17 protein-coding genes are annotated in these 20,694 nt (G+C 61.5%); 9 read left to right on the top strand and 8 right to left on the bottom strand.

The window, feature by feature from the left end; genetic code table 11:
- Window positions 1-173: 173 nt before the first annotated feature.
- The gene (locus tag ABFD92_01565; GenBank protein ID MEN6503202.1) at window positions 174-1,007 is read left to right on the top strand and encodes a LamG-like jellyroll fold domain-containing protein; all 834 of its coding nucleotides are present in this window, start codon (window positions 174-176) and stop codon (window positions 1,005-1,007) included.
- Between the two features lie 461 nt (window positions 1,008-1,468).
- Complete coding sequence (locus tag ABFD92_01560) at window positions 1,469-2,311, top strand: LamG-like jellyroll fold domain-containing protein (protein MEN6503201.1); 843 nt, start codon at window positions 1,469-1,471, stop codon at window positions 2,309-2,311.
- A gap of 62 nt (window positions 2,312-2,373) precedes the next feature.
- Here the strand turns inward: ABFD92_01560 and ABFD92_01555 are convergent, their stop codons facing one another.
- Window positions 2,374-4,152, bottom strand: a complete 1,779-nt coding sequence (locus ABFD92_01555; protein MEN6503200.1) for a tetratricopeptide repeat protein — start codon at window positions 4,150-4,152, stop codon at window positions 2,374-2,376.
- On the opposite strand from ABFD92_01555, the gene ABFD92_01550 reads away from it, so the two are divergent.
- Window positions 4,153-4,611: a hypothetical protein gene (locus ABFD92_01550; GenBank protein ID MEN6503199.1), complete on the top strand. Its 459-nt coding sequence runs from the start codon at window positions 4,153-4,155 to the stop codon at window positions 4,609-4,611.
- A gap of 227 nt (window positions 4,612-4,838) precedes the next feature.
- Window positions 4,839-7,427: a YfhO family protein gene (locus ABFD92_01545; protein ID MEN6503198.1), complete on the top strand. Its 2,589-nt coding sequence runs from the start codon at window positions 4,839-4,841 to the stop codon at window positions 7,425-7,427.
- Here ABFD92_01545 and ABFD92_01540 read toward each other — a convergent pair.
- Window positions 7,402-8,352, bottom strand: coding sequence for a radical SAM protein (locus tag ABFD92_01540; GenBank protein ID MEN6503197.1), 951 nt, complete (start codon window positions 8,350-8,352; stop codon window positions 7,402-7,404). The genes ABFD92_01545 and ABFD92_01540 overlap by 26 nt on opposite strands.
- Before the next feature lie 49 nt (window positions 8,353-8,401).
- Window positions 8,402-9,133: a polyprenol monophosphomannose synthase gene (locus ABFD92_01535; GenBank protein ID MEN6503196.1), complete on the bottom strand. Its 732-nt coding sequence runs from the start codon at window positions 9,131-9,133 to the stop codon at window positions 8,402-8,404.
- Between the two features lie 226 nt (window positions 9,134-9,359).
- Here ABFD92_01535 and ABFD92_01530 point away from each other — a divergent pair, with 226 nt between their 5' ends.
- From ABFD92_01530 to ABFD92_01515, 4 genes are read left to right on the top strand one after another with little or no spacing between them, the layout of a single operon-like run.
- The gene (locus ABFD92_01530; GenBank protein MEN6503195.1) at window positions 9,360-10,400 is read left to right on the top strand and encodes a radical SAM protein; all 1,041 of its coding nucleotides are present in this window, start codon (window positions 9,360-9,362) and stop codon (window positions 10,398-10,400) included.
- Complete coding sequence (locus ABFD92_01525; GenBank protein ID MEN6503194.1) at window positions 10,400-11,422, top strand: glycosyltransferase; 1,023 nt, start codon at window positions 10,400-10,402, stop codon at window positions 11,420-11,422. The genes ABFD92_01530 and ABFD92_01525 overlap by 1 nt, the downstream gene beginning before the upstream one ends.
- Window positions 11,422-12,432 carry a radical SAM protein gene (locus tag ABFD92_01520; GenBank protein ID MEN6503193.1) on the top strand — a complete coding sequence of 337 codons (1,011 nt, stop codon included), beginning with the start codon at window positions 11,422-11,424 and terminating at the stop codon, window positions 12,430-12,432. The genes ABFD92_01525 and ABFD92_01520 overlap by 1 nt, the downstream gene beginning before the upstream one ends.
- 28 nt (window positions 12,433-12,460) lie before the next feature.
- Window positions 12,461-13,486 (top strand): inosamine-phosphate amidinotransferase 1, encoded by a 1,026-nt coding sequence (locus tag ABFD92_01515; protein ID MEN6503192.1) that lies wholly within the window; start codon window positions 12,461-12,463, stop codon window positions 13,484-13,486.
- Here the strand turns inward: ABFD92_01515 and ABFD92_01510 are convergent.
- Both ABFD92_01510 and ABFD92_01505 read right to left on the bottom strand, forming a co-directional pair.
- Window positions 13,477-14,232 carry a glycosyltransferase family 2 protein gene (locus ABFD92_01510; GenBank protein MEN6503191.1) on the bottom strand — a complete coding sequence of 252 codons (756 nt, stop codon included), beginning with the start codon at window positions 14,230-14,232 and terminating at the stop codon, window positions 13,477-13,479. The genes ABFD92_01515 and ABFD92_01510 overlap by 10 nt on opposite strands.
- Window positions 14,225-16,609, bottom strand: coding sequence for a hypothetical protein (locus ABFD92_01505; protein ID MEN6503190.1), 2,385 nt, complete (start codon window positions 16,607-16,609; stop codon window positions 14,225-14,227). Before ABFD92_01505 ends, ABFD92_01510 begins: the two co-directional genes overlap by 8 nt.
- Window positions 16,610-16,924: 315 nt before the next feature.
- Between ABFD92_01505 and ABFD92_01500 the strand changes: the two genes are divergently transcribed.
- Window positions 16,925-17,266: a hypothetical protein gene (locus ABFD92_01500; GenBank protein ID MEN6503189.1), complete on the top strand. Its 342-nt coding sequence runs from the start codon at window positions 16,925-16,927 to the stop codon at window positions 17,264-17,266.
- A gap of 10 nt (window positions 17,267-17,276) precedes the next feature.
- Here ABFD92_01500 and ABFD92_01495 read toward each other — a convergent pair whose 3' ends face one another.
- The 3 genes from ABFD92_01495 to ABFD92_01485 all read right to left on the bottom strand — a co-directional run bounded on the left by ABFD92_01495 (window position 17,277) and on the right by ABFD92_01485 (window position 20,531).
- Window positions 17,277-18,479: a DegT/DnrJ/EryC1/StrS family aminotransferase gene (locus tag ABFD92_01495; GenBank protein MEN6503188.1), complete on the bottom strand. Its 1,203-nt coding sequence runs from the start codon at window positions 18,477-18,479 to the stop codon at window positions 17,277-17,279.
- Window positions 18,476-19,708, bottom strand: a complete 1,233-nt coding sequence (locus ABFD92_01490; protein MEN6503187.1) for a glycosyltransferase family 9 protein — start codon at window positions 19,706-19,708, stop codon at window positions 18,476-18,478. The genes ABFD92_01495 and ABFD92_01490 overlap by 4 nt, the downstream gene beginning before the upstream one ends.
- 382 nt (window positions 19,709-20,090) lie before the next feature.
- Window positions 20,091-20,531: a CAP domain-containing protein gene (locus ABFD92_01485; protein ID MEN6503186.1), complete on the bottom strand. Its 441-nt coding sequence runs from the start codon at window positions 20,529-20,531 to the stop codon at window positions 20,091-20,093.
- Between the last annotated feature and the right edge of the window lie 163 nt (window positions 20,532-20,694).

The raw sequence follows: 20,694 nt of genomic DNA, 5'->3' as shown, positions 1-20,694 counted from the left end.
TATCCTGATGGCAAAATCCACATTGACACAAACAGATAATGTGGTACACTAAATCAACCGTCGGAGAGAGTACCCGATGTGCTTTAATGTCGTTTCAGATTGCAGCAGCATCTTTTTGGCAATTATTGGTGATTTTCAGTGTCGTTATTGACCTAAAAGGAAGGAACACAGACATGAAGAGGACACTTTTAAGTACTGCAGTGGTTGTTGCGGCGATCTTTTGCACGGCAGGCATGGCTTCGGCAGGGCTGATCAATTACTACTCGTTCGACAGCGACACGCTGGTGGATGAGGCGGCTTTGTATAGCCAGAACGCCGGCACCACCCTCACGAATACCACCATGGGTGATGGAGCCGGGCAGGGCACCACCTTTGTCACCGGCCTCGGTGGCGAAGGCAAAGCCCTGTACGTGAAGCTCGGCCAGGCCTTGAATTGGACATCCAACGACGCGGACCTGAATCTCGGGCAGAATTTCACCGTCGAGATGTGGATTCGCAGTGCTGAGGGCCAGAGCTTCAACGGGCAGACCTATTCCACTTTCATGAGCGCCACCAACATAAGCGTCGGCAAGACGGGTTATTATGATGGTATGCCGCAAACCCTGAGGATCGGCGCTTCCTCGATTAATCCCCTTGATTTCAATGCCAGCACCACCAGTGGTCCGCTGGGTACCGGATGGAACCACCTTGCCTTTGTCGCTCGCGACGGGCAAGGCTACTACTACTACAACGGCGTCGAGTATGCCGTTGGCGCCACGGGCATACTGCCGACCGCTATCGCCATGAGCATCGGCATCAATGACAATCCCCTCAGCTATCCCGCGGGCGTAAGGGTCTATCTTGACGACATCGCCATGTGGAACGAGGGCTTGAGCGCGGCTACGATCCAATCTCACGCCACGGGTAATGGATATGGGTTGACAACCCTTGATGTTCCGGAGCCTGCGACCCTTTGCCTGCTGGCTCTTGGCGGCGTGGCCGCTTGGATCCGCAAGCGCAAGGCATAATTCCTCCGGGACTGATACTTGCCGTTGAGGCGGGCGGTTCAAAACGAACCGCCCGCCTTTTTTACATCGCCCGGAGATACTGGGGAGAGGCATCGGCTGAGTCTGCCCGGCATCGGAGGGAGTTTCTTGGGGACTTTCATACTACCGGCCCGCAACCTTCCGGCTCTTCGAGGTTCGGGCAAGCGGCCTGACCAAGCCCAAGAATCTTCAGATTCCATGAATTCAAACCTTGACAAAAGAACGATAAGTGGTATAGTTATCTATTGAATCAGACTTTTACGCTTGAGTCTGCAGGGCTTTCAGAGGTGCGGTATCAGATACTTGGCCTTGCAGGCGGAGGCAGGCATATCCGGTCCATGATGGTGCGTTAATTCTTTCAGGTTTTCAATTAGTGTTTTGTTGCGCAAGCGATCTATCGCGTGTGACATATTTGGTCCTTTTACCATCAAAGGAAATGCAAAATGAGGAAAAGCCTTACTGCAATCGCCATGGTATCGGTGGCGGCGTTTTTCTGCCCAATGGCTTCGGCCGCCTTGGTCAACTACTACTCGTTCAACAGCCAGACCATGGCCGACGAGGCGTACAAGTACACCCAGAATGTAGGTGCCAACCAGACCGATGGCACGATGGACGACCCGAGACCAATTGGGACGTTTTATCGTACCGGCATCGGCAGCAAGTATGATCCTGCCGAGACCGGCGACTATGCCCTGGCGATCAAGGGCCAGTACCAGGCCTATGAAAGCCAGGCCTTCACGCTTCCGACAGGCAACGCCGACCTGAACCTTGGCACCAATTTCACCATTGAGATGTGGGTTCACACCGGAGACTCCAACACGTACGGCGGGCACACGTACTCGAGGTTCATGACCGCGGGGAACTACAGCATCAGTACTACCTCCGGCAACAGTCAGAGCCTCACTGTCACTGGAGGCACCGGCTTGGGGAGCCTCAACTGGAATCCAACCGCCACATGGCATCATCTGGCATTGGTGTTCCGGCCCGACGATACCTACACGTACTATTGGGATGGGGTCGCCAGCAACTCGACGTACAACACTTCGACCTTCGGCGTCACGACAATCTGGCAGATTGGTTCAGGATCTACCGAACGGTATGCGGCAAATACCACGGATGTCTGGATCGATGACTTGGCGTTTTGGAATACGGCTCTGACCGACAGCGAGATCCAGGCCCACAAAGTCGCCGGTGGCCTTGGCCTGATACTCATCCCCGAGCCCGCGACTCTCTGCCTGTTGGGGGCCGGGGGCGTAGCCTTGTACTGCCGCAAGCGCAGGCGCTGATCCACCCCAGATGCAACGCGTCTCTGCGACGTCGGGCGACTCCTCTTGGAGCCGCCCGCTTTTTACTTCGAACCGACTCGCACTCGAAGCTCCTGGAGTCGCCTCTGGACGTCGGCCCGCTGTGGCCATTCCGGCGGAGCCAGATCCAGGCACTTGATCAGATCCTCGGCGGCGCCTTTGTCGTCGTCGACCATTTCCTTCAGGATCCCGCGGTTGCACCAGACCCAGTACTGATCGGGCTTGAGTCTCAACGATTCGGAAAACGCGGCCATGGCTTGGCCATATTCCTGCCGGCGGGCCAGCACCGACCCCCGATTGGCATGGGCGACGGCGTATCCGGGGCGAATGCTGATGGATGTGTCGAAGTCCGCCAGGGCCCGGTCGAGCTGCCCCAGGTAGAGCAGGGCATTGCCCCGGTTGCTGAGATAGACGAAGTTCTGAGGCTCGCCAGCCACGGCGCGATCGTAGTATTCGACCGCCTCGCCCAGTTGGCTGATGGCCGTCAGGGAATCCGCCAGGGACGCCTGGATTCGGGCCGAGCCCGGATCGACAGCCAGGGCTCGGCGGAAGCACTCCACCGCGTCGGCGTGGCGATCGCGCTGGGCAAGGTCCAGGCCCCGCTTGTACTGCCGCCAGTATTCCAAAGAAGGAATCGTAATAGAATCCAAGTCGGCGTACTTGACCTGCACGAACTCGGGGATATTAACGGCGCGATTGGCCGCGGTGGCGCCGGTGACGCGAACCGGCGGGCTGTCCATGCCGTTTTTGTCGATATGGGTCAGGAACATCTGCGTGTAGGGACTCCTGGACTTGGAGGAGAAGACCATCCATCGCCCGTTGGGCGAGAAGCTGTGCCAGGAGTTCATCAACGACATGTTGCATCGCATGCGGCGGGCCTGGCCGCCGACGAGCGGCACGATCCACAACTCGCTGTCGGGCCTCATCAACTGCCCGTTGCGGCACTTGACGAAGACGATCCATTTCCCGTCGGGGGAAATCTTGGGAAAGGTATTGCTCATGCCGTTATCGCAGGCTCCGGCGATCGGTTGGGCCTGTCCGCCGGCGCCCTGGTTGAACGGAACCTTGTACAGGTCGTATCGCATGGGCAGTTCGTCGGGGTCGTTGGCGCGCTGAGGCATCTTCTGCCCGGGCGGGAACGGATCCCGGGCGGCGGCACGGGAGAAGACCACCCATTTGCCATCCGGGCTCCAGACCGGGCTGCACTGCACCATCGCCGGATCGTTCGCTCCCGGCAGGGGTTTGATCGTGCCGGTCGTCCTGTCGTAACAGGCGATGATCCCCCGCGTCGGGTAGAAGACCTGAAGGAAATCGTATTGCGCAAAGTTCACGACGTAGAGCGACTCGTTCACCGTCGAAAGCACGAACTGCCCGTCAGGAGAGATCTGCGAGAGAAAGCCAATCGTCTTGCCGGTACGGGCCTTGTCCTGCCAACTGTTCCAGGTCATGATCTCCCGCGGCGAGATCGTCATCTCCTTTCGGATGTCGGCGACCGCGTAGGCCCCTTTGTCACCGGTGGGCCCGTCAACGTCCATCCCCAGCGTCTTGCCTCCGGCCGAAAAGCTGTGACAGTTGGCGCAAGTGGGCATGTCCCTGAGCACCACCTTGCTGTCGGGCCGGGAGATGTCTTTAAGCCGCCAGTCAATCAAGCCGATCAGAGCCTCGGCAAGGGGCTCGATCTTGCCGTCTTGGCCCTCGGTGGGCATCAGGGGCACGTCACGGTAGAAGATGACCCCGCCGATGGGATCAGAGGAGATCTTGATGTTGATGCTTCCTTGTGAGAGGATCTTCTCCCCGCTGCTGCTGAACCCGCGGATAGTCACTTGTACGGCACCGTCGCCAGCTCTCTTCTTTATGGCCTCCCAGACCGCTTCCTGAGGCTGCCAGCAATGCGCGGTCGCTTCATCCGGCTTCAGGCAAGGGGGCTGATTGCTCAGGGCGGTGCAGCGCGGATCGATTGCCGCAACCTGAGGCGGCGGCCCGTTGACCAGTGCAAAAATCGAGGGACTGCCGGGCGCGAAAGAGAACTCAACCAGCCATCGCTTCGCTGTCGCATCAGCATCGTGCCATTGAAATTGTGGCGCCACGATCTCGGCCGGGAAGATAGTCCCCTCCATGGGGTAATCGATGGTTATCGCGCTCCCGCCTGCAAATTTGGCGACCATTTCAAGGGCAGCTTGGGCCTGGCCCATCTCATGCTGGGGCAAAGAAATCCCCAAGCCGTCGCCCCAGATCAATTCCGGCGGCGGCTGCGAGCCTTTCTGGCCGATGAGACACCATAACAGCAGGAGGATTCCTGAAGAGAGAGCGACAATGACGACAATAACAGACCTGCGTCCAAAAGGCATATGTCCAGCCTCCTGAGGCTCATTCTACTAATTCGCCATATCGGCTCAAAAGCTTTATTATCGCGCCTGATTTCGAGGCAACGTCCATCATGAGTACCTTCGTCTTGTTTCGGTCACGCACCTTCCTTGCATTGGTTCATTCAGGGGTTTAGACTGCCTCCATGGCAAATCCAGCACTACCAGAATGCGGCATCGGCACAGGCGGCGCCGTGCCCGGCGGTGCGGCAATGGGCGCCGCCGGCGTGCCTGCGGCGTGGGATCGATGGTCGCCGAGGGCGCTCATCGTCGTGATCGCGTTGTTTCTGGCTCCGGCTCTTCTGGGCTGGGTGCCGATGTACCATGTGGACAATCTCAACGAAGCCACGCCGCGGCTGATCGCCCTCGCCCGGCTGGTGCAACAGGGGCAAGTGCCGCTGTGGGATCGGCAGACGTTCGCCGGAGCGCTGCCTTACTACGTCAATGACGATCCGCCCATCTACTACCTGCCTCTGCTGCCGCTTCTGCTGCTGGCCAATCCGGACAACCTCGCGCAGTCCTATTACATCCTGTTCATCATTCCTTTCTGCCTGCATGTGGCGGCGGCGGTCGCCGGAGCGTATTTCTTCGCACGCTGGGAGTTGAACCTGCGCCCCACCGCCTGTGTCGTGACGGCCCTTCTGTATGGACTGGGGGCTGAGGTCGGAACCGCGACGGTTACGATAACCCAAGTTTTCGTCTGCGCCTATCTGCCCTGGGTGATGCTGGCGATGAGTCGGTTCTTCTTTACCCGCCGCGCCACGTGGTGGCTCCTCGGCACGCTGCTGGTAGGGCTGATGTCCAGTACCGGCCAGATCAGCTATCTCAGCCGCACGTATTTTTACATGTTCTTGACCGCCCTTCTCCTGACGGGCCTCAGCTTTCGCCGGCCCTTCGTCCCCAAGGTGGTGTCACTGCTGGGAGTCGGCGCGATGATGATCGTCGGGATCGCTCTGACGGGAATCATGTGGGGCGGAACGATCGAGGGGACATCCTGGTTCGAGGAGGTATTCGGCGTCAGAAGCGTGATGGAACAGGTGACGGGCTTCCTGCCTCTGTCAGGGCTGGTGATGCTCTTTGTGCCAAACTTCCTTGGCTTTCTTGACAGCACGCACGGATGGGGAATCGGTCTTACGGAACCGATGAACAGCTGGTACTACATGGCCGGGGGAATCTTCACGGCATTTGCAGCCGCCATCGGCTTGGGGCGAATCGTCGGGCGACGGGGGCAGGAGTCTATGCAGGATTGCCACGAGCGCCTTTGGGCACGGGTGTCGATGATTGCACTGCTGGTGCTGATGGTCATCATCCTGGGCGAGAACACCCCCCTGTTCAAACCGCTGAGCTATGTGATGCCGTGGATCAAGTTGCCTCGCCCGATCTACTATCGAACCGGCGAGAACTGGTTCGTGGCGATTCTGGCTGCAGTGGGCGTATCGCAGCTGCTGAAGCGCCAGGAGAGCGGCCATGGCGGCCGCATCGTGCTGCTGACCGTCTCCGTCCTGACGCTGCTGACCGCATCGGCGGCACTGCTTGTGCCGGTAACATTCCGCGGCCAGACCGTCAGCGCGTGGCAGACCCTGACGGTCCTCAAGGAATGGAAGTGGTTTTTGCTCTCGCCTGTGCTGTATATCGCCCTGGCGCTGATGGCAGCGGCGCTGAGCGTCTTTCTGGGGCGCGGGCGATGGTTGGGACGGGTTGTATTGGCTGGAATCCTGCTGGAGACCGTGTGGTTTGGCTTTTCGTACTTCTATGAATCCGGAGACGGCCCCCGCGACGCCGACGCCACGGATCCAATGGCAAGAGTATCCAAGAAACGGTATTACAGGGCCGCTGACCACCCCTATATCGCCCTGGTAGCTCCCCTCAAGCAGGCAATGAAGGGGGACGACGTTCGCTACGTCGCCAGCCGGTCGGATGTGGATAATCTGGCATGGCTCACCGGAGGGCGCGCCCTGCTGGGGTATGACAGCAAGCCGCTGGCGCCGGAGATGTGCAAGGCAATCTCACCTTGGGTGTCAGGGCTGCCGTATTTCCTCAGTTTTCAGGTCGAACCGCGACGGATGATGCCATTCCTCCACAACATGAACGTGGGATATATGGTCATCTTTAATTACCAGACATCGCAGTCGGCCGGTCGGATCGGCCAGACCGACTTCTTTTCGATCTACAAGCTGCCTGCCCCTATGCCTTACGCGTATACCCAGAATCGTGTGCAGGAGATGGGGACCGACGAACAACTGATTGTGCTGCATCGCGCAGACCTGCGCAGGTTCGTCTCCGTCGGACCTGGCGTCAAATCATCGCTGGAGGGCAGTGTCGATTTGGCCTCAGTTCCGTGGTCAGGTTATACTGAGGCGTTTGAGACGCTGCAAATTGCCAATCCCGTCCATAATATTGACAGGACCAAACCCAACCGGCTCAAAATAGACATCAACGTCAATACGCCGGCGATGCTGGTCATCAACGAGTACTACCATCCCGGATGGACGGCAACGGTTGACGGCAAGCCTTGCATTGTCAGGCAGGTCAACTATCTTCAGCAGGGCTTGTGGCTTGCCTCGGGCCGGCATCAAGTCGAACTGCGATTCTTCCCCAAGTCCGTGCAATACGGGCTGATGGTATCTGCGGCGGGAGGCGGGGGCGTGCTGTTGGTGGTCGCGGCGGCGTACTGGAGACGGCTTCGCCGAAGGCAGCAACCGAAATGCCTCACAGGCCAACCTTCAGGGCATTAAGGACGGCGCCGGCGTGCATGCTCAGGGCAAGGTTGAACTCCACCAGCGGCGCACACCAGCATTGCCGGCAGTTGTAAGCAGCCGCAGACGCCCGCTCAAAACGCTCTCGCGTCGACCCGCTGCGATCCGTGCTTGCTTTCAGGCCGGCGTCCTGGAAGGTCGAGCAGGCGACGAACGATCCGTCCGGCCCGATTGAGCAGAAAAGCTTGCCCGCAAAACAGGGGATATCGGCAGGCTCGGGCCAGTTTGCCAGGTAGCGCAGGCCCGCAGCAGAGTTCAGGATGGGCGCTCCCTCGCGCTTACGGTCCAGTAGATACTCAACAGCGCGGCGGTAGGCTTCCCGTTCGGCAGCCATGGGATCCTCAGCGGAAGTAAAATTGAGCCACGAGGTTGCCGGTTGAAACATAACGGGCAGATGGAGTTGCCGGGCCATCTCCAGCACCTGATCGACGACCGTCAGATTGTGGCTGCCCAACGTGCATTTCAGGTTGACTTTAATATTAGCGGTCTTGCAGGCCTCGATGCCCGCAAGGGCGCCGCGAAACGTACCGTTGCCGCGGACAGCATCATGAACTTCGGCGGGACCGTCCAGGCTGACGGAAACAGCGTCGGCCGACTGAACTTCCGAGATGCGATCGGGCAGCAGAATCCCATTGGTGCTGATCCTCAGGTGCATCTTGTGGTGCCTTGCGCGCCGGACGAGTTGCCCCAGATCCACCCGCATGAACGGATCTCCGCCGCTAAAGGTCAACCACCGCGTACCCATCTCCGCAAGATCATCCATGAGGCTCAAGGCCTGGGGCGTTACCAATTCCTCCGCCGGCATTTCGCTGGTCCCGCAGTAACGGCACGAGCAGTTGCAGCGATAGGTGATGTTCCACACCACCGCCAAAGGAAAGCGCTTTCGGAAGATCGCGGCGCGCACGATACCCGCGAAAACCGCAACGCCGTCAGAGATAATGTGTCCAGACATCTCAGCCTCTGGGACTACTGCCAAGCGTAAAGCAGACCAGCCGAAACAGGTGCCGTAGGAAGTTCCACTTCTGGCGCAGATTTAACTTGCTCCGTCCGCTCGCCCTGGGGGCAAAAAGGATCGGAACTTCGTGGATGTTCTTTAGAGGGCATTTTACCAGCAACTCAAGAAGGATTTTGAATCCAATGGGATTAAGCGGTCTCGCACTGTCCAAGGCGCTTCGTGTCACAGCAAAATACCCTGACATCGGATCGGACACGGATGTCCATATCCGGGCGGCGGCGATTCCGGCCCAGCTATTCAGGTATCGGTGCCAGGCCCAGCCTTCTCCGGCGCTGCCTCCCTTGGTATACCGGCTGGCGATACAGCAATCGGCGTGCGAAGTCGTCATAGCCCGCACAATGTCACGCAAGGCCTCTGGAGGGTGGCTGAGATCTGCATCCATGCATACCAGCACCTGCCCAGTCGCCTGCGAGAAACCGCTCACCACGGCCGTGCTCAGGTCGCGTACTCCTCTTCGCAGGATCAAAGAGATAGGAGCACCCCTCTGGGCAAGTCTCTGCATGATCGCTTCGGTGCCGTCGTCACTATCGTCATCAACGACAATAATTTCATACGTCACGTTGCAGGCCACCAGGGTCGCGGCAATGCGGTCAACAAGGGTGGTCAAATTCTCTGCCTCTTTATACGTGGGCAGTACTACTGACACACAGGGATCGGCACGCTCTGACATAACAGTCACGATCGCCTTTAACGTACTATTATCGACATTAGCTATGCGCTCACAATGGCAATTTTGCTCGGCAATTCAGCCAAGGCAATACGCCGGAAACTGGTAAGATAGTCACATGCGCAAGGACATCATGCTTCCCGGTTCGGACGAAGTGCCCCCCGACAGCAAGGCCCATCCCGTGCGCACAAATCTGGCAGCCACAGTGTTCAAGTCTTGGATACATACCTTGGCAGGCCGACCTGTTCGCACCCTGCTGATTCTCGAGCCGACCCTGCAGTGCAACTCCCGCTGCCGGACCTGCTACAATCGCGACAAGCTCAACACCCGCGGGGCCGTCCTGTCGCTGGAAGCCATCGAGCGCATTGCCGAGGCCTTGCCGAACCTGCTGGTGCTGGAACTCAGCGGCGGCGAACCGTTCCTGCATCCGCAGTTGGTTGAGATGATCGATGCCTTCGCTGCCCGTACGAGCGTGCGCATCGTCAGCGTGCCCACCAATGGCCTGGCGACCAACACGATCGTTACCCGGACGCGGGAGATTCTTCAGACGTTCCGCGGCGAGCTGGCCGTGGGCTTGTCCATCGATGCCATCGCCCAGCGCCATGACGAGATCCGCGGCGTCGAGGGCAATTTCGAGGCCCTGTGCCGCACCTACGACGCCCTGGCCGCACTCAAGGGGCAGCATCCGCGCCTGCACATCAGCGCCAATACGTGCATCAGCTCATACAACGCCGCGTCTTATCGCGACGTGCAGGAGTGGGTCGAGCAGCATTGGCCCCTCGCCGAAGGGCACAGCTTGAGCCTGGCTCGCTCGGTGCCCGCCGGCGAGACCGCCGTAGACGCGGTGGACTTCTTAAGCCGCGAAGGCGCCCACCTGGCGCGATCGGGCCGGCGCCGCAAGGGATACCGCCTGGGCATCGTCGGCCGCCTGAACAGCATGTTCTGGGGCTGGTACTATCGCCAGGCCCTTCGCCACCATCGCGGTCTGCCGCGTCAGTGGGCGTGCTCGGCCGGACGGGGTTCGCTGTATATTAACGCGCTGGGCCAGGTCCACGCCTGCGAGATGCTCGAGCCCATCGGCTCGCTGACGGACCCGCCGGCGGCGCTGGACGATGTGCTGAACTCCGCACGTGCTCTCGCCCAATGCAGGACAATCGCCAGCCGCGGTTGCTCCTGCGATCATTCCTGCTTCATGCAGCACAGCGCCTTCACCATGCCGGGGAATATCACGCTGTGGTTGCGCGGAGTCCTGGGCGGGGGGAAGCGCTGATGGCCGCCTGCGCGGGACACATCGCCGTGGTCGTCATCTTCCAGAGGCGCAGCGCCTACGTCGACCAGTGTCTCGAGGCGATCGCCAATCTGCGCGGCGGGCCCTGGCCGCTGATCCTCGTCGGCGACGAGTTCGTGCCCGCCTACGAGCAGTACGGGACGCAGGTCGTTGATGCCGGCGGGATATCCCACAAGCGCAACGTCGGGGCAGCCGCCGCCCCGCAGCAGTGCCGCTTCATCGCCTATGTCGACTCCGACGCCTTCCCTCAGGAAGACTGGCTCGTCCAGGCCCGCCAGCGCCTGGAACAGTCCGACGCGTCGCTGGCGGCAGTGACCGGACCGGCACTGACGCCGCCGCAAGAACCGTGGCTGCGGCGGATCTGCGGCTGGGCGATGGCCAGCCCGCTGATCATGGGTCCGCAGGTCAGCGGCAATTACGATCCGCACCGCACCGCCGAGCTGGTGCAGAACGCTTCGACGTGCAATCTGGTCGTCCGGCGCGACGTCCTGGAGCGGTTGGGCGGGTTCGACGAGTCGCTGCGAACCAGCGAAGACGTCGCCCTGAGCAATGCCATCGTGGCCGCGGGGATGACGATCCTGCGCGATCCGGCCGTCGTGGTCTATCATCACCGCCGCGACCTGGTGCATTTCTGGATGCAGTGGTTTAACGAAGGGCTGTCCCTGAAGCAACGCGGCACGTTCAACCGCGCGGGGGCGGTGCTGGTATGGATCCCGTCGCTGTTCGTGATCGCCCAGGCGGTGCTGGCGGGCTTGGGGCTGGTGGGCCTGCTGGCGATGCTGCAGGGCCTGCAGTTGATCGTCTTTCTGATCGATCGCAAGCTCGCCAAGGCGCCGTGGCTGGATTCGCTGGGGGCTGCGGTGGCCATGTGGGGCTTCCCCATCGCCTACGGCATCGGCGGCATCGCGTCGTTCCTGGGCGGCTGCCGCCTGTACCTGGCCAGCCGCAACGACCCACAAGCCACAGCGGCAGATTCGCTCGCCCGACAGGAGGAATCCTCCTGATGAAACCGCTGCGGCGATTGCAGACTGTGTCGGACGGATGGACGGTTCTGGCGTCGATCGCCAAGGCGAACCTGCGCGGCGTGTGCGTCCCGCTGATCGCCAGTTGGAACGTGACGTTCCGCTGCAACTGCCGCTGCGCGTACTGCGCGTCGGCCAGCCTGGCCGGCGAGGAACTAGACACGACCGCTGCGCTGACGCTGCTGGACGATCTGACGGCCTTGGGCATGCGATGGGTGACCTTCAGCGGCGGCGAACCGCTGCTGCGCCAAGACCTCGGCCGGCTGATCGGTCGAGCCAAAGGCAAGGGGCTCTACGTCCGGCTGAGTACCAACGGCATCCTGGTGCCCAGTCGCCTGGACGAACTGCGCGGGCTGGACATGGTCTCGATCAGTCTGGACGGCCCGGAGGGCGTTCACGACGCCGTGCGCGGCAGGGGCACCTTCGCCAAAGCGCTGAATGCCTTCGACGCCTGCCGCGGGGCCGGCATCGCCGCCAGCGCGGTCTGTACGTTGAATCAGCACAATATCAATTCGGTCGACGAACTGCTAGGAATCGCCGGCCGCGCCGGTGTCAGCATCATGTTCCAGCCCGCCACCACCTGGATCAACCTCGGTCGCCAACCCAACCCCGTCGCCCTGCAGGTGCAGCAGTACCGCCGTGTCATGGAACACCTTATCGAGCTCAAGGGCCATGGGGCGGCCATCACGAACTCGGTCAAGGGGCTGCGGTACCTGGCGCGGTGGCCGGAGGCGTCGGCAATTGCCTGTTTCGCCGGCAGGGTGATCTGCTCGATCCAGCCCGACGGAGGCATCGTGGCCTGCGCTCTGTTCGAGGACGCCTGCCAGGGCGGCACACAGCAGCGCGAGGCGCCGCTGGCGGAGCGGCTGGCGGCCGTCCGGCGCCAGAAGGTCCACTGCAACCGGTGCTGGTGCGCGCCGCTGGTGGAACTGAACTATGTGCTGTCGCTGTCGCCGGGGGCAATCATGAACGTGTTGCGAATTGGACGATGAGCATGGCGGATCCTGACGAGAGAACCGGATGATTTCGATCAACACATACACTGAATGGCACCCACTGCGGGAAGTGGTGGTCGGCACGGCCACCGGGGCGCAGGTGCCCACCATCAAGGACGAGTCGCTTCACAGCGTCTGCTACGGCGACGCCACGGGCGAGCAGTTCGCCCAGGCACTGACAGGCCCATACCCGCGGCACATCATCGACGAAAGCAACGAAGACCTCGACGAGTTCGCCCGCGTCCTGACGCAGATGGGTATCCGCGTGCATCGGCCTGGCGCAGCGGATTTCACTCGTCGCTACCAGACCGCCGACTGGTGCGTCGACGGCTGCTATGCGTATTGCCCTCGCGACACGATCCTGACCATCGGCACGCAAGCGATCGAGACGCCGATGGCGCTGCGCCATCGCCAGGACGAGGCCCGTATCTACCGCCACCTGTTTACCACCGTCCAGGCCCCGCGCCCGCGGCTGCTTGACAACCTGTACGATCGCAGCGTGCTGGGGCGCCCGACGCTGCGCAACGACGAGCCGGTCTTCGACGCGGCCAACTGCCTCAAGATGGGGCGCGACGTGCTGATGCTGATCTCGAACACCGGCAATCACGCCGGCGCGAGATGGCTGCAGGACCACCTCGGCAGCGACTACCGCGTGCACCCCGCCGAGGGCATCTACTCCTTCGTGCACGTCGATTCGACGGTGCTGCCCTTGCGGCCGGGACTGGTGCTGCTGTGCCCGGACCGCGTCAACGAGAGCAACGTGCCCAAGGTCTTTGCCAAGTGGGACAAGATCTACTGTCCCCAGCCCAACCCCATCGCCGAAGACCCTCTGTGGCGCGGGGCCTCCAAGTGGATCGCGATGAACCTGCTGAGCCTGCGGCCGGACCTGGTGGCTATCGAGAAGAGCCAGACCAACCTGATGCGCGAACTGGCCCGGTACGGGATCGAATCGCTGCCGATCCAGCTTCGCCACATGCGCCCCCTCGGCGGCGGGCCCCACTGCGTCACCCTCGACCTGGTGCGTGAGGGCACGCTGGAGGATTATTCCTGAGCCGCGGCCGGCGGCGCCTCGTTGGTGCGGCGGCGATAGTCGCGGGCGACGTACACGTCCCAGAAGGTCCGGCCCACAAAGGCACATACGCCTTTGATGTTGCGCCAACTGAAGGCCTTGCTGCGACGGCCGGTGTTGTCGAAGCGGTCTTCAATGCCGACCTCCACGTAGCTGCAGCCGTTACGGACCATCTTGATGATCATCTCGGCGTTGAAAGCGTAGCTGCTGGTGCGGATGGTGAACTGCTGCGCCAGGGCTGTCAACATCAGAGCGCCCGTGCCGTAGTAGTGCATCTTCAGGCCAAACAGCGTGTTGACCAGCATCAAGTACGTGCGGGAGATGATCCGCCGCATGCGGTGGCGCTGATCGGTGTTAAGCGTGTACGGGATCACCAGGTCGGCCTGCCTTCGCAGGGCGAAGATTCGGTCCAGCGCCTCGCGCGTGGTGGCGCCTTTGCCGTCGACCTGGATCGACCAGTGCATCCGAGCGCGGGCCAGGCCCTCGCGAATGCAGCCGCCGACGTTCATTGGCCGCCGGTGATGAATCGCCGCCACCCTGGGATTGCCCGCGGCCAAGGCATCGGCAATCTCGCCGGTGCGGTCCGTGCTGCCGTCGTTGAAGACAAATATCTCATAGTCGTCAAAGCCCTGCTCCGCCGCGGCAACGACCACGGCGACGGCCATTTCGAGATTGGCCTGCTCGTTCAATGCCGTCACGAAGACCGACAGCGTATTGGCATCAGCCATGGGTGACCCGCCTTCGCCGGCGACGCAGCCCCATCGCCACACCGGCTGAAAGTATGACCACCAATCCCGAAGCGACGCTGACCATCAGCCCGCGCTTGACCGCGGCGGGGAAAAACTCCAGCTCCACGTGTGATTGCCCGCTGGTCAACCAGAGCCCCTGCTGGAGATAGTTCACCTGGAGCAGCGGCGCCGTCCTGCCGTTGACGCGGGCGGACCATCCGCTGTGGTGGCACTCGTTAATCACGAGCATGGCCGGAACCGTCACGTCGATGTTAAGGCTCAGGCGGTTGGCGTTGGACCGGTCCAAGGCCGTGATACGATTTGCGCTCTGCAGCGCGTCGAAGGCCTCAATGTAGCCGCCCCAGGGAACGCGCGTCAGATCCACCTTCCCCTTAAGGACGGCGGCCTGGCCAGGCTCAACGGCGACGAACCGCCGCAGATCGCTTCTGCAGATGGCTTGGAACTGGTCCCTCTCCTCCAGTTCCTGGACGCGGTTCTGCGTGTAGACGTATGGAATGGGCTCGGGCAATTTCAGGATCGACAGGAAGTCGGTCTTGATCAGGTCGCCGCTGGAACGCAGGCCCTGCGAGTTGTACGCCACCAGGTACGCCGCGTTCATGTTGCTCCAGAGCGCCAGGCACTGCTGGGGCGGGACCGAAAGCGTCATCACGTACGGTTCGCCCTGCGTGAAGACCGAACTGATCCGGTGCATGCGGGGCATGAGCGGCTTGCTGTCAAAGCCAAGCAGCGCATACCCGCCGGCCGCCCAGGCCAGATTGTCGATGTCGGAGTACGTGCCGACCACCCGTACGTTCTTGCCGGCCGTCAACTCGCGAAGCGCGGGAACGGCTTGATAGTACGGATGGTCCGCCAGCCGGCGGTAGCGCCGCTTGTAGACGGCGGCATACGCATCCGTTTCCTCTCGGGCACGGGGGCTGAAGACCGGCTCATTCAGGAAGATAAAGCCGAACACGGCGGCCTCAGCCAGCACGCCCGCGGCCAACAGCCATCCCAAGGCCTTGGATCGCATCGCCACGGTCAGAACTACCAAGGCGATGGAGGCGACCGCCAAGTACAGGACGGGTCCGAAGAGAAACCAATCCCACTGCTGAAAATGGCTCAACATCTTGTAGGCAGCGCCCGTCCCCGCCGGACCGGCGACAGGCAGCAGCATTGCCGTGGCCGCCAAGGCGCCAGCGACCGTGACACAAGCGGCGGCGATCCATTTTGTCGCCCGCCACTCGCGTGCACTGGGGCGCATCAAGAGGTGCGAAAGGCCGATGCCCGCCAGGACGGCCACAAACCATGTTTCGCCGAAGCGGTAGTACACCTCGCGCGGGATCTTGAGCCAGGGCATGACGAAGCTTAGCGGCTTGAACAGCGGCGTGTGCGTGCCCATGATGATGATGATAGTCAATAGCAACAAGCTCGCCGCCACCCAGGTCCAAGCGGCGGTTGGGTCTTTCTTCTGCTTCCATCGAAGCACCCGTACGGCGACTGCAGCCGACGCCGCGAAGAGGGTGAACATTCCGCCAGTCAGGAACGACCAACTGCACATATTGCCCCCCACGCCCACGCCCCAGCCGTGACTGCCATCGAGGGTGCCCAGGAAATGTGGCACAAACATCGTCACCAGTGCCGCCGGAGGCACGGCGACGCGCCCTTGCTCAGTGACCAGTTGAACGCCCAGGCCCTGGTTGAACCACCGGATCCCGTCCAAAACGCCCAGCCACATCACCGCGGTCAGACCGCCGGCCAGCAGAAACATGCTCGCCACGGCCGCCATCGACAGGATTGCCCGTCGCCCGATCCTGGCAAAACACGCATGGGCTGCCGCCGCGGCAAAGGTGATGAAGCAAATTCTGGAAGCAAAGTTGATTTCCCCGGTAGACATCATCAGCGACGTCAGTCCGATGCCGATGATCCACCACTTGATCGACGGCGAGTCGACCAGTTTCGACGCAGCAAGCATCATCCAGGGCAGATAGCTGAAGGTGTACGCAATGGGCGCCAGGAACGTGCTGCTGGCCATGTCCGGACCAAACGCGTAAATCACCGCGACAACGACGCACGCTGCCGGATGAAGACGCAGCACCCAACGGGCGAAGAAAAAGGCTCCTGCAGCCGCCCATAAAATGTGCAGACAGAATGGCAGGACGAACAACACGAACCCGCACTGGGCTACATCTTCAGTGTCAACCGCCAGAAAGAATGGCAGCATGACCGGATAATAGGTGGGCAATTCATCATTGGAGTAGTGGGGCAGACCGCCGGCAAACGTCTGTGAATCCCAGAGGGGAAATTGCCCCTTTTGAACATAACGAGCCACGGCCGTCAGTTGAGGTATCGAATAGACGACGTTGTCTTCGTGGTACATCCTCGTGATCCCGGCCATCGAAGGCGCCAGCATCGCTGAGCAAACCACAAGCATCACGACAAACCACGCTTTCACGGACGCCCGGCAGTACTCGTGGCAGGGACGCCCAGGGCTATCTGTCAGTGGGTTGGAGTCAATCACAGATGTCATCAAGAACTCTTTCAGCAGACCGGCGATGGGATATTATGACACATCAGCACGCTCTGACTCAAGGGCCAAGGACCGTTCTCCAACCGTTCTACTTTCGTATAGAGGCGCATGATGGTAAACTAGCGGGTGGTCTTTCAGAGCCTGCCGCCAGGTGAAGGTGCTTGGATGAAGAAAGGCGCCAATTTTTCCAGCGAGATCGGCGTGGAGATCTGGAACGTCTGGGTCTTCGCCCGGCGCTGCTTCTACCTCATCTTCAGGCGGTCTCACGTCCTTCGCATGGTTGAGGCCCGCAAAGGCACCTGCGGCGCCCATGGATGTTGCAACATCTACCTGTGGCACAAGCTGTTCTTCCGGCGCTGCACGGACCCGGCCGACAGGACACGCTGCCGCAAGTGGGACAACCTCCCCGAACTCTGCCGCCTGTATCCCTTTGACGAGAAAGACAAAGGACCCCGGACGCGAGGCTGCTGCAACTTCTACTGGGACGACGACTCCCCACCGCGTTGACGTGCTGTCCTTAATCCACGACCCGCTGCAGCACGGCGATCATTCTTTCCATCCGGCGATCGTTCAGGCCCTCATGCAGCGGCAGCACGCACGCTTTGGCGAAGATCTCCGCGGCAACAGGGCAGTCCGACGCCCCCAGCATGCCCGCGCAGTCGTCCATGACCTCCGAGCCGATTCCGATGTCCACGCCCCCGCGCAGCAGGCGGCGGCGCAGCTCCAGGGGAGCGGCCTTTTCGCTGACGGCGGTGAAATTGTAGAACGCCGGTTCGCCCGCCTTTCCCCGCTGCTGAGGGCGCAGCTCGTCGGGCAGAGCCTCGGCCAGGCGTTCCCACATCGAGTTGAGGCGGGCATTACGATCATCCAGCGCAGCCAAAGCCTGGATGCCCAGGCGGGCCTGAAAATCAGTATAGGCCGCCACCGCAGACCGCAGACTGTCGCGCCCGCGGCGGTAACGCCGCTCGAACAGTCCGGACAAGGCCGGCGAAAACGCGATTCGCGCTGCCAATCCAAACAGCGGCCCGCGAACCACCGCCTCTTCAATCCAATAGCGCATCGCCTTCTTCATCAGCGGCCAGCGGCGAACCGCTCTGGCGGCAATGGTCTCCGCAGCCGCCTGGGCTTTGGCGGGGTCTTTGACGACCAGGACGCCCCCGCCGTAGGTCGGCACGGACTTGTTGCTTTCCATGCTGAAGAAAGCCGCATCGCCGAAGGTTCCAACTTTTTGACCGGCGACAGAGGCCCCCAGCGCATGGGCGCAATCCTCAACCACGCTCAGCCCATGCCGCGCCGCCAGCTCGCACAGCGGGGCGATTTCGCACGGTGCGCCGTGCAGATGCAACGCCAGGATGGCGCGAGTGCGCGGGCCGATATGCCGCTCGACGCTGTCGATAGCCATGTTGAACGAATCGCCCTCGATGTCGGCCGCGACGGGAACATACCCCCGCGCCTGAAGCATGGAGATTAACTCGCCCAGCGTGTAGGCGGGAACCACGATCTCGTCGCCGGCACGCAGGCCTACGGACTCCAGGGCCAGCACCAGAGCGTCGCGCCCGCTGGCGGTGGCGCGAATGAAGGACGGGCAGTCCAGGTACCGGCCCAGAGCCTCTTCAAAGGCCTTAACATCGTTTCCAGCCGGCGCACTACCCCGTCGCAATCCGTGCATCGCCTCGCGGACGTCTCGCAGGTGGATTCCCAGTCGGCGGCGCGGGATCATGTGCCTTCCCCCTGCGCCTTCCGCCGCAGCCGATACACGCGACAGAACTCCTGGAATACCTCATCGACGCTGATGTGCTGCATGCAAATGTTGTCGCGGCAGCGCGACCGCCGACCGTTAAGGGGATTGATGCACGGGCTGCACCATTCCTTCGCCCAGATCACGTGGCCGCCTGCCCCCAGCGACGACCATCGCTGGGGCGTCTCGGGACCGAACAGCGTGATGACGTCCAGCGCCGTCAAGGCCGCAAAATGCGACGGGCCGCTGTCGTTGGTGATCAGAACTTCGCCCAGGCAGTACGCCGTCATCAACTCGCGAAAGGTGGTCTTGCCGGCCAGCGATATGCACCGATCGGAACCGACCTGGCGGACAAGTTCCTCCACGTCGGCCGATTCCTCGCGCCCGCCGGTCATGGCGACGGTAACGTCCTCGAAGCACGCCAGAATCTGCCGCGCCAGCTCGGCGTAGCGGGTCTGAGGCCACTGCCTGGAGATCAGCAGATCGCTGCAGTTTGGATTCAGCAGGACAACCGGCCGCTTCCGGGCTCCCGGAGAGAGCCTGGCTTGCATGGTCGCGATCTCTTGCGGCAGGGGGCTAAAGCGAGGCATCTGCGGCGTCGGCCATTGGGCCGCCTGCTGCGGATCGACGCAGAGCCCATCGGTCACTGCCGCTTCCAGAATTATGCGGAACAACTGCCACGTGTGCAGTTGACCGCTGTAGGGCACGGGGCGGGTCATCAGGTTGCCGCGACGCGGACCAACCCCGCCGCTGCGGTGGAGGCCCGCCCGCCTGCGCGCGCCGCTGAGGTAGGCGAAGCTGGCCGAGACGCACGAAAAGAACTCCATGTCCACGATCGTATCAACGCCCAAATGCCGCAAATTCTTCAGAGCGGACAGACCGCTCTTGATCATCTCCCTGAGATTGCCCGTGGAGATGGTGATGATATTTGACGGGGGGATTTCGTCCAGGCATTCGACGATGGTGCGGCTTTGCTCGAATGTCACAAAGTATACATTCTGGCGTCCGACCAGTTCCACCGCCCGATGGATGCTCGGCCAGGCGACGACGACAGCCCCTTGTTCGGCCAATTTAAGGAAAGCAATTCGTTCGGGCTTGATGGCGGGGCGGAAGCGGCTGAACAGATCTCGCACTTGCCGCACGAGCGTCAAGACAAGACAGGCCGGCAGACCGAGCCACGCGTCAATCAACCGTATGGTCAGAATCTTCAATTGACTGATTCCATATCCTGTTTGAACTGGTCTGTAAACTTTCTGCTTCTGCTCCTGCACAATACATGGATACCGGATGCTATTTTACCCGAATCTGGCGATTCTGGGCAAAAGAAGTGGGCCCGCAATGTGCAGGACAGGCTGGACAGGATTCAGTAAATTCCTGAACACCCTTATCCAATCCTGTGGCTGCTTGCCCGCGGGCGCCATCTTGACAAGTGGGTCGGAGCGGGCGGCCGATTTGCAGAGGGCGGCGGGAGGTTGAAGTGGGCGCTATAGGTTGGATGAACGATTGTTGGGCGAGCACGGGCTTACGGCGGTCAATCCGATCGCCGTGAGCCCTTCCGCAAATCGTAGCCGAGACCTTTCCTCAATGCCGCCCTTACCTGGGCCGGGCGAAATCCACCGCCCAGTAGCCGCCCGAACTTCCGACACCGATCTCCGGACAGTTCTTGTTCAGGATAATGGCCCGATGGCCGGGAGAGTTCATCCAGGTTTTGACCGCACCGGCGGCAGTGGAGGGCCCGTGGCAGATGATTTCGCCGCAGGCCGACCAGCGATACCCCGCGGCGGTGATGCGCTGGCCGGGCGAGCGCCCGTCGGCCTCATGAGACATCACGTGGTGTGCTGCCATATAGACGGCCAGCCCCCGTGCGGCCTTGGTCAGTTTCGCGTTAAGCCGAACGGGCGGCAGGTTGTGCTTGGCCCGCTCTTTGTTGATGGCTGCCTGAACCTGATCGATGGTTCCTGCCGCAAACGCATGGGAGGCCATCGCTGCAATCATCACGGCCGCAATCAACCAAGTTCTGCCACGCATGGTCATCGTCCTTTCAGAGGATCGGCTTAAGCTCTTGAAGGCTTAGCCCAACTTCCGCAGTTGGCGACGTAAGTGCTTTATTATCAAGGGCAGCGCCCTGAAAGTCTTCACTACATCGCTACGAAGCAGTCAGCGGCGGGGGCATGATCTTCATCCTCGACGGCAGGTT

It is taken from the genome of Planctomycetaceae bacterium (genome assembly GCA_039680605.1).
Classification (GTDB): domain Bacteria; phylum Planctomycetota; class Phycisphaerae; order SM23-33; family SM23-33; genus JAJFUU01.
This window is presented reverse-complemented; position numbering and strand designations above follow the sequence as displayed.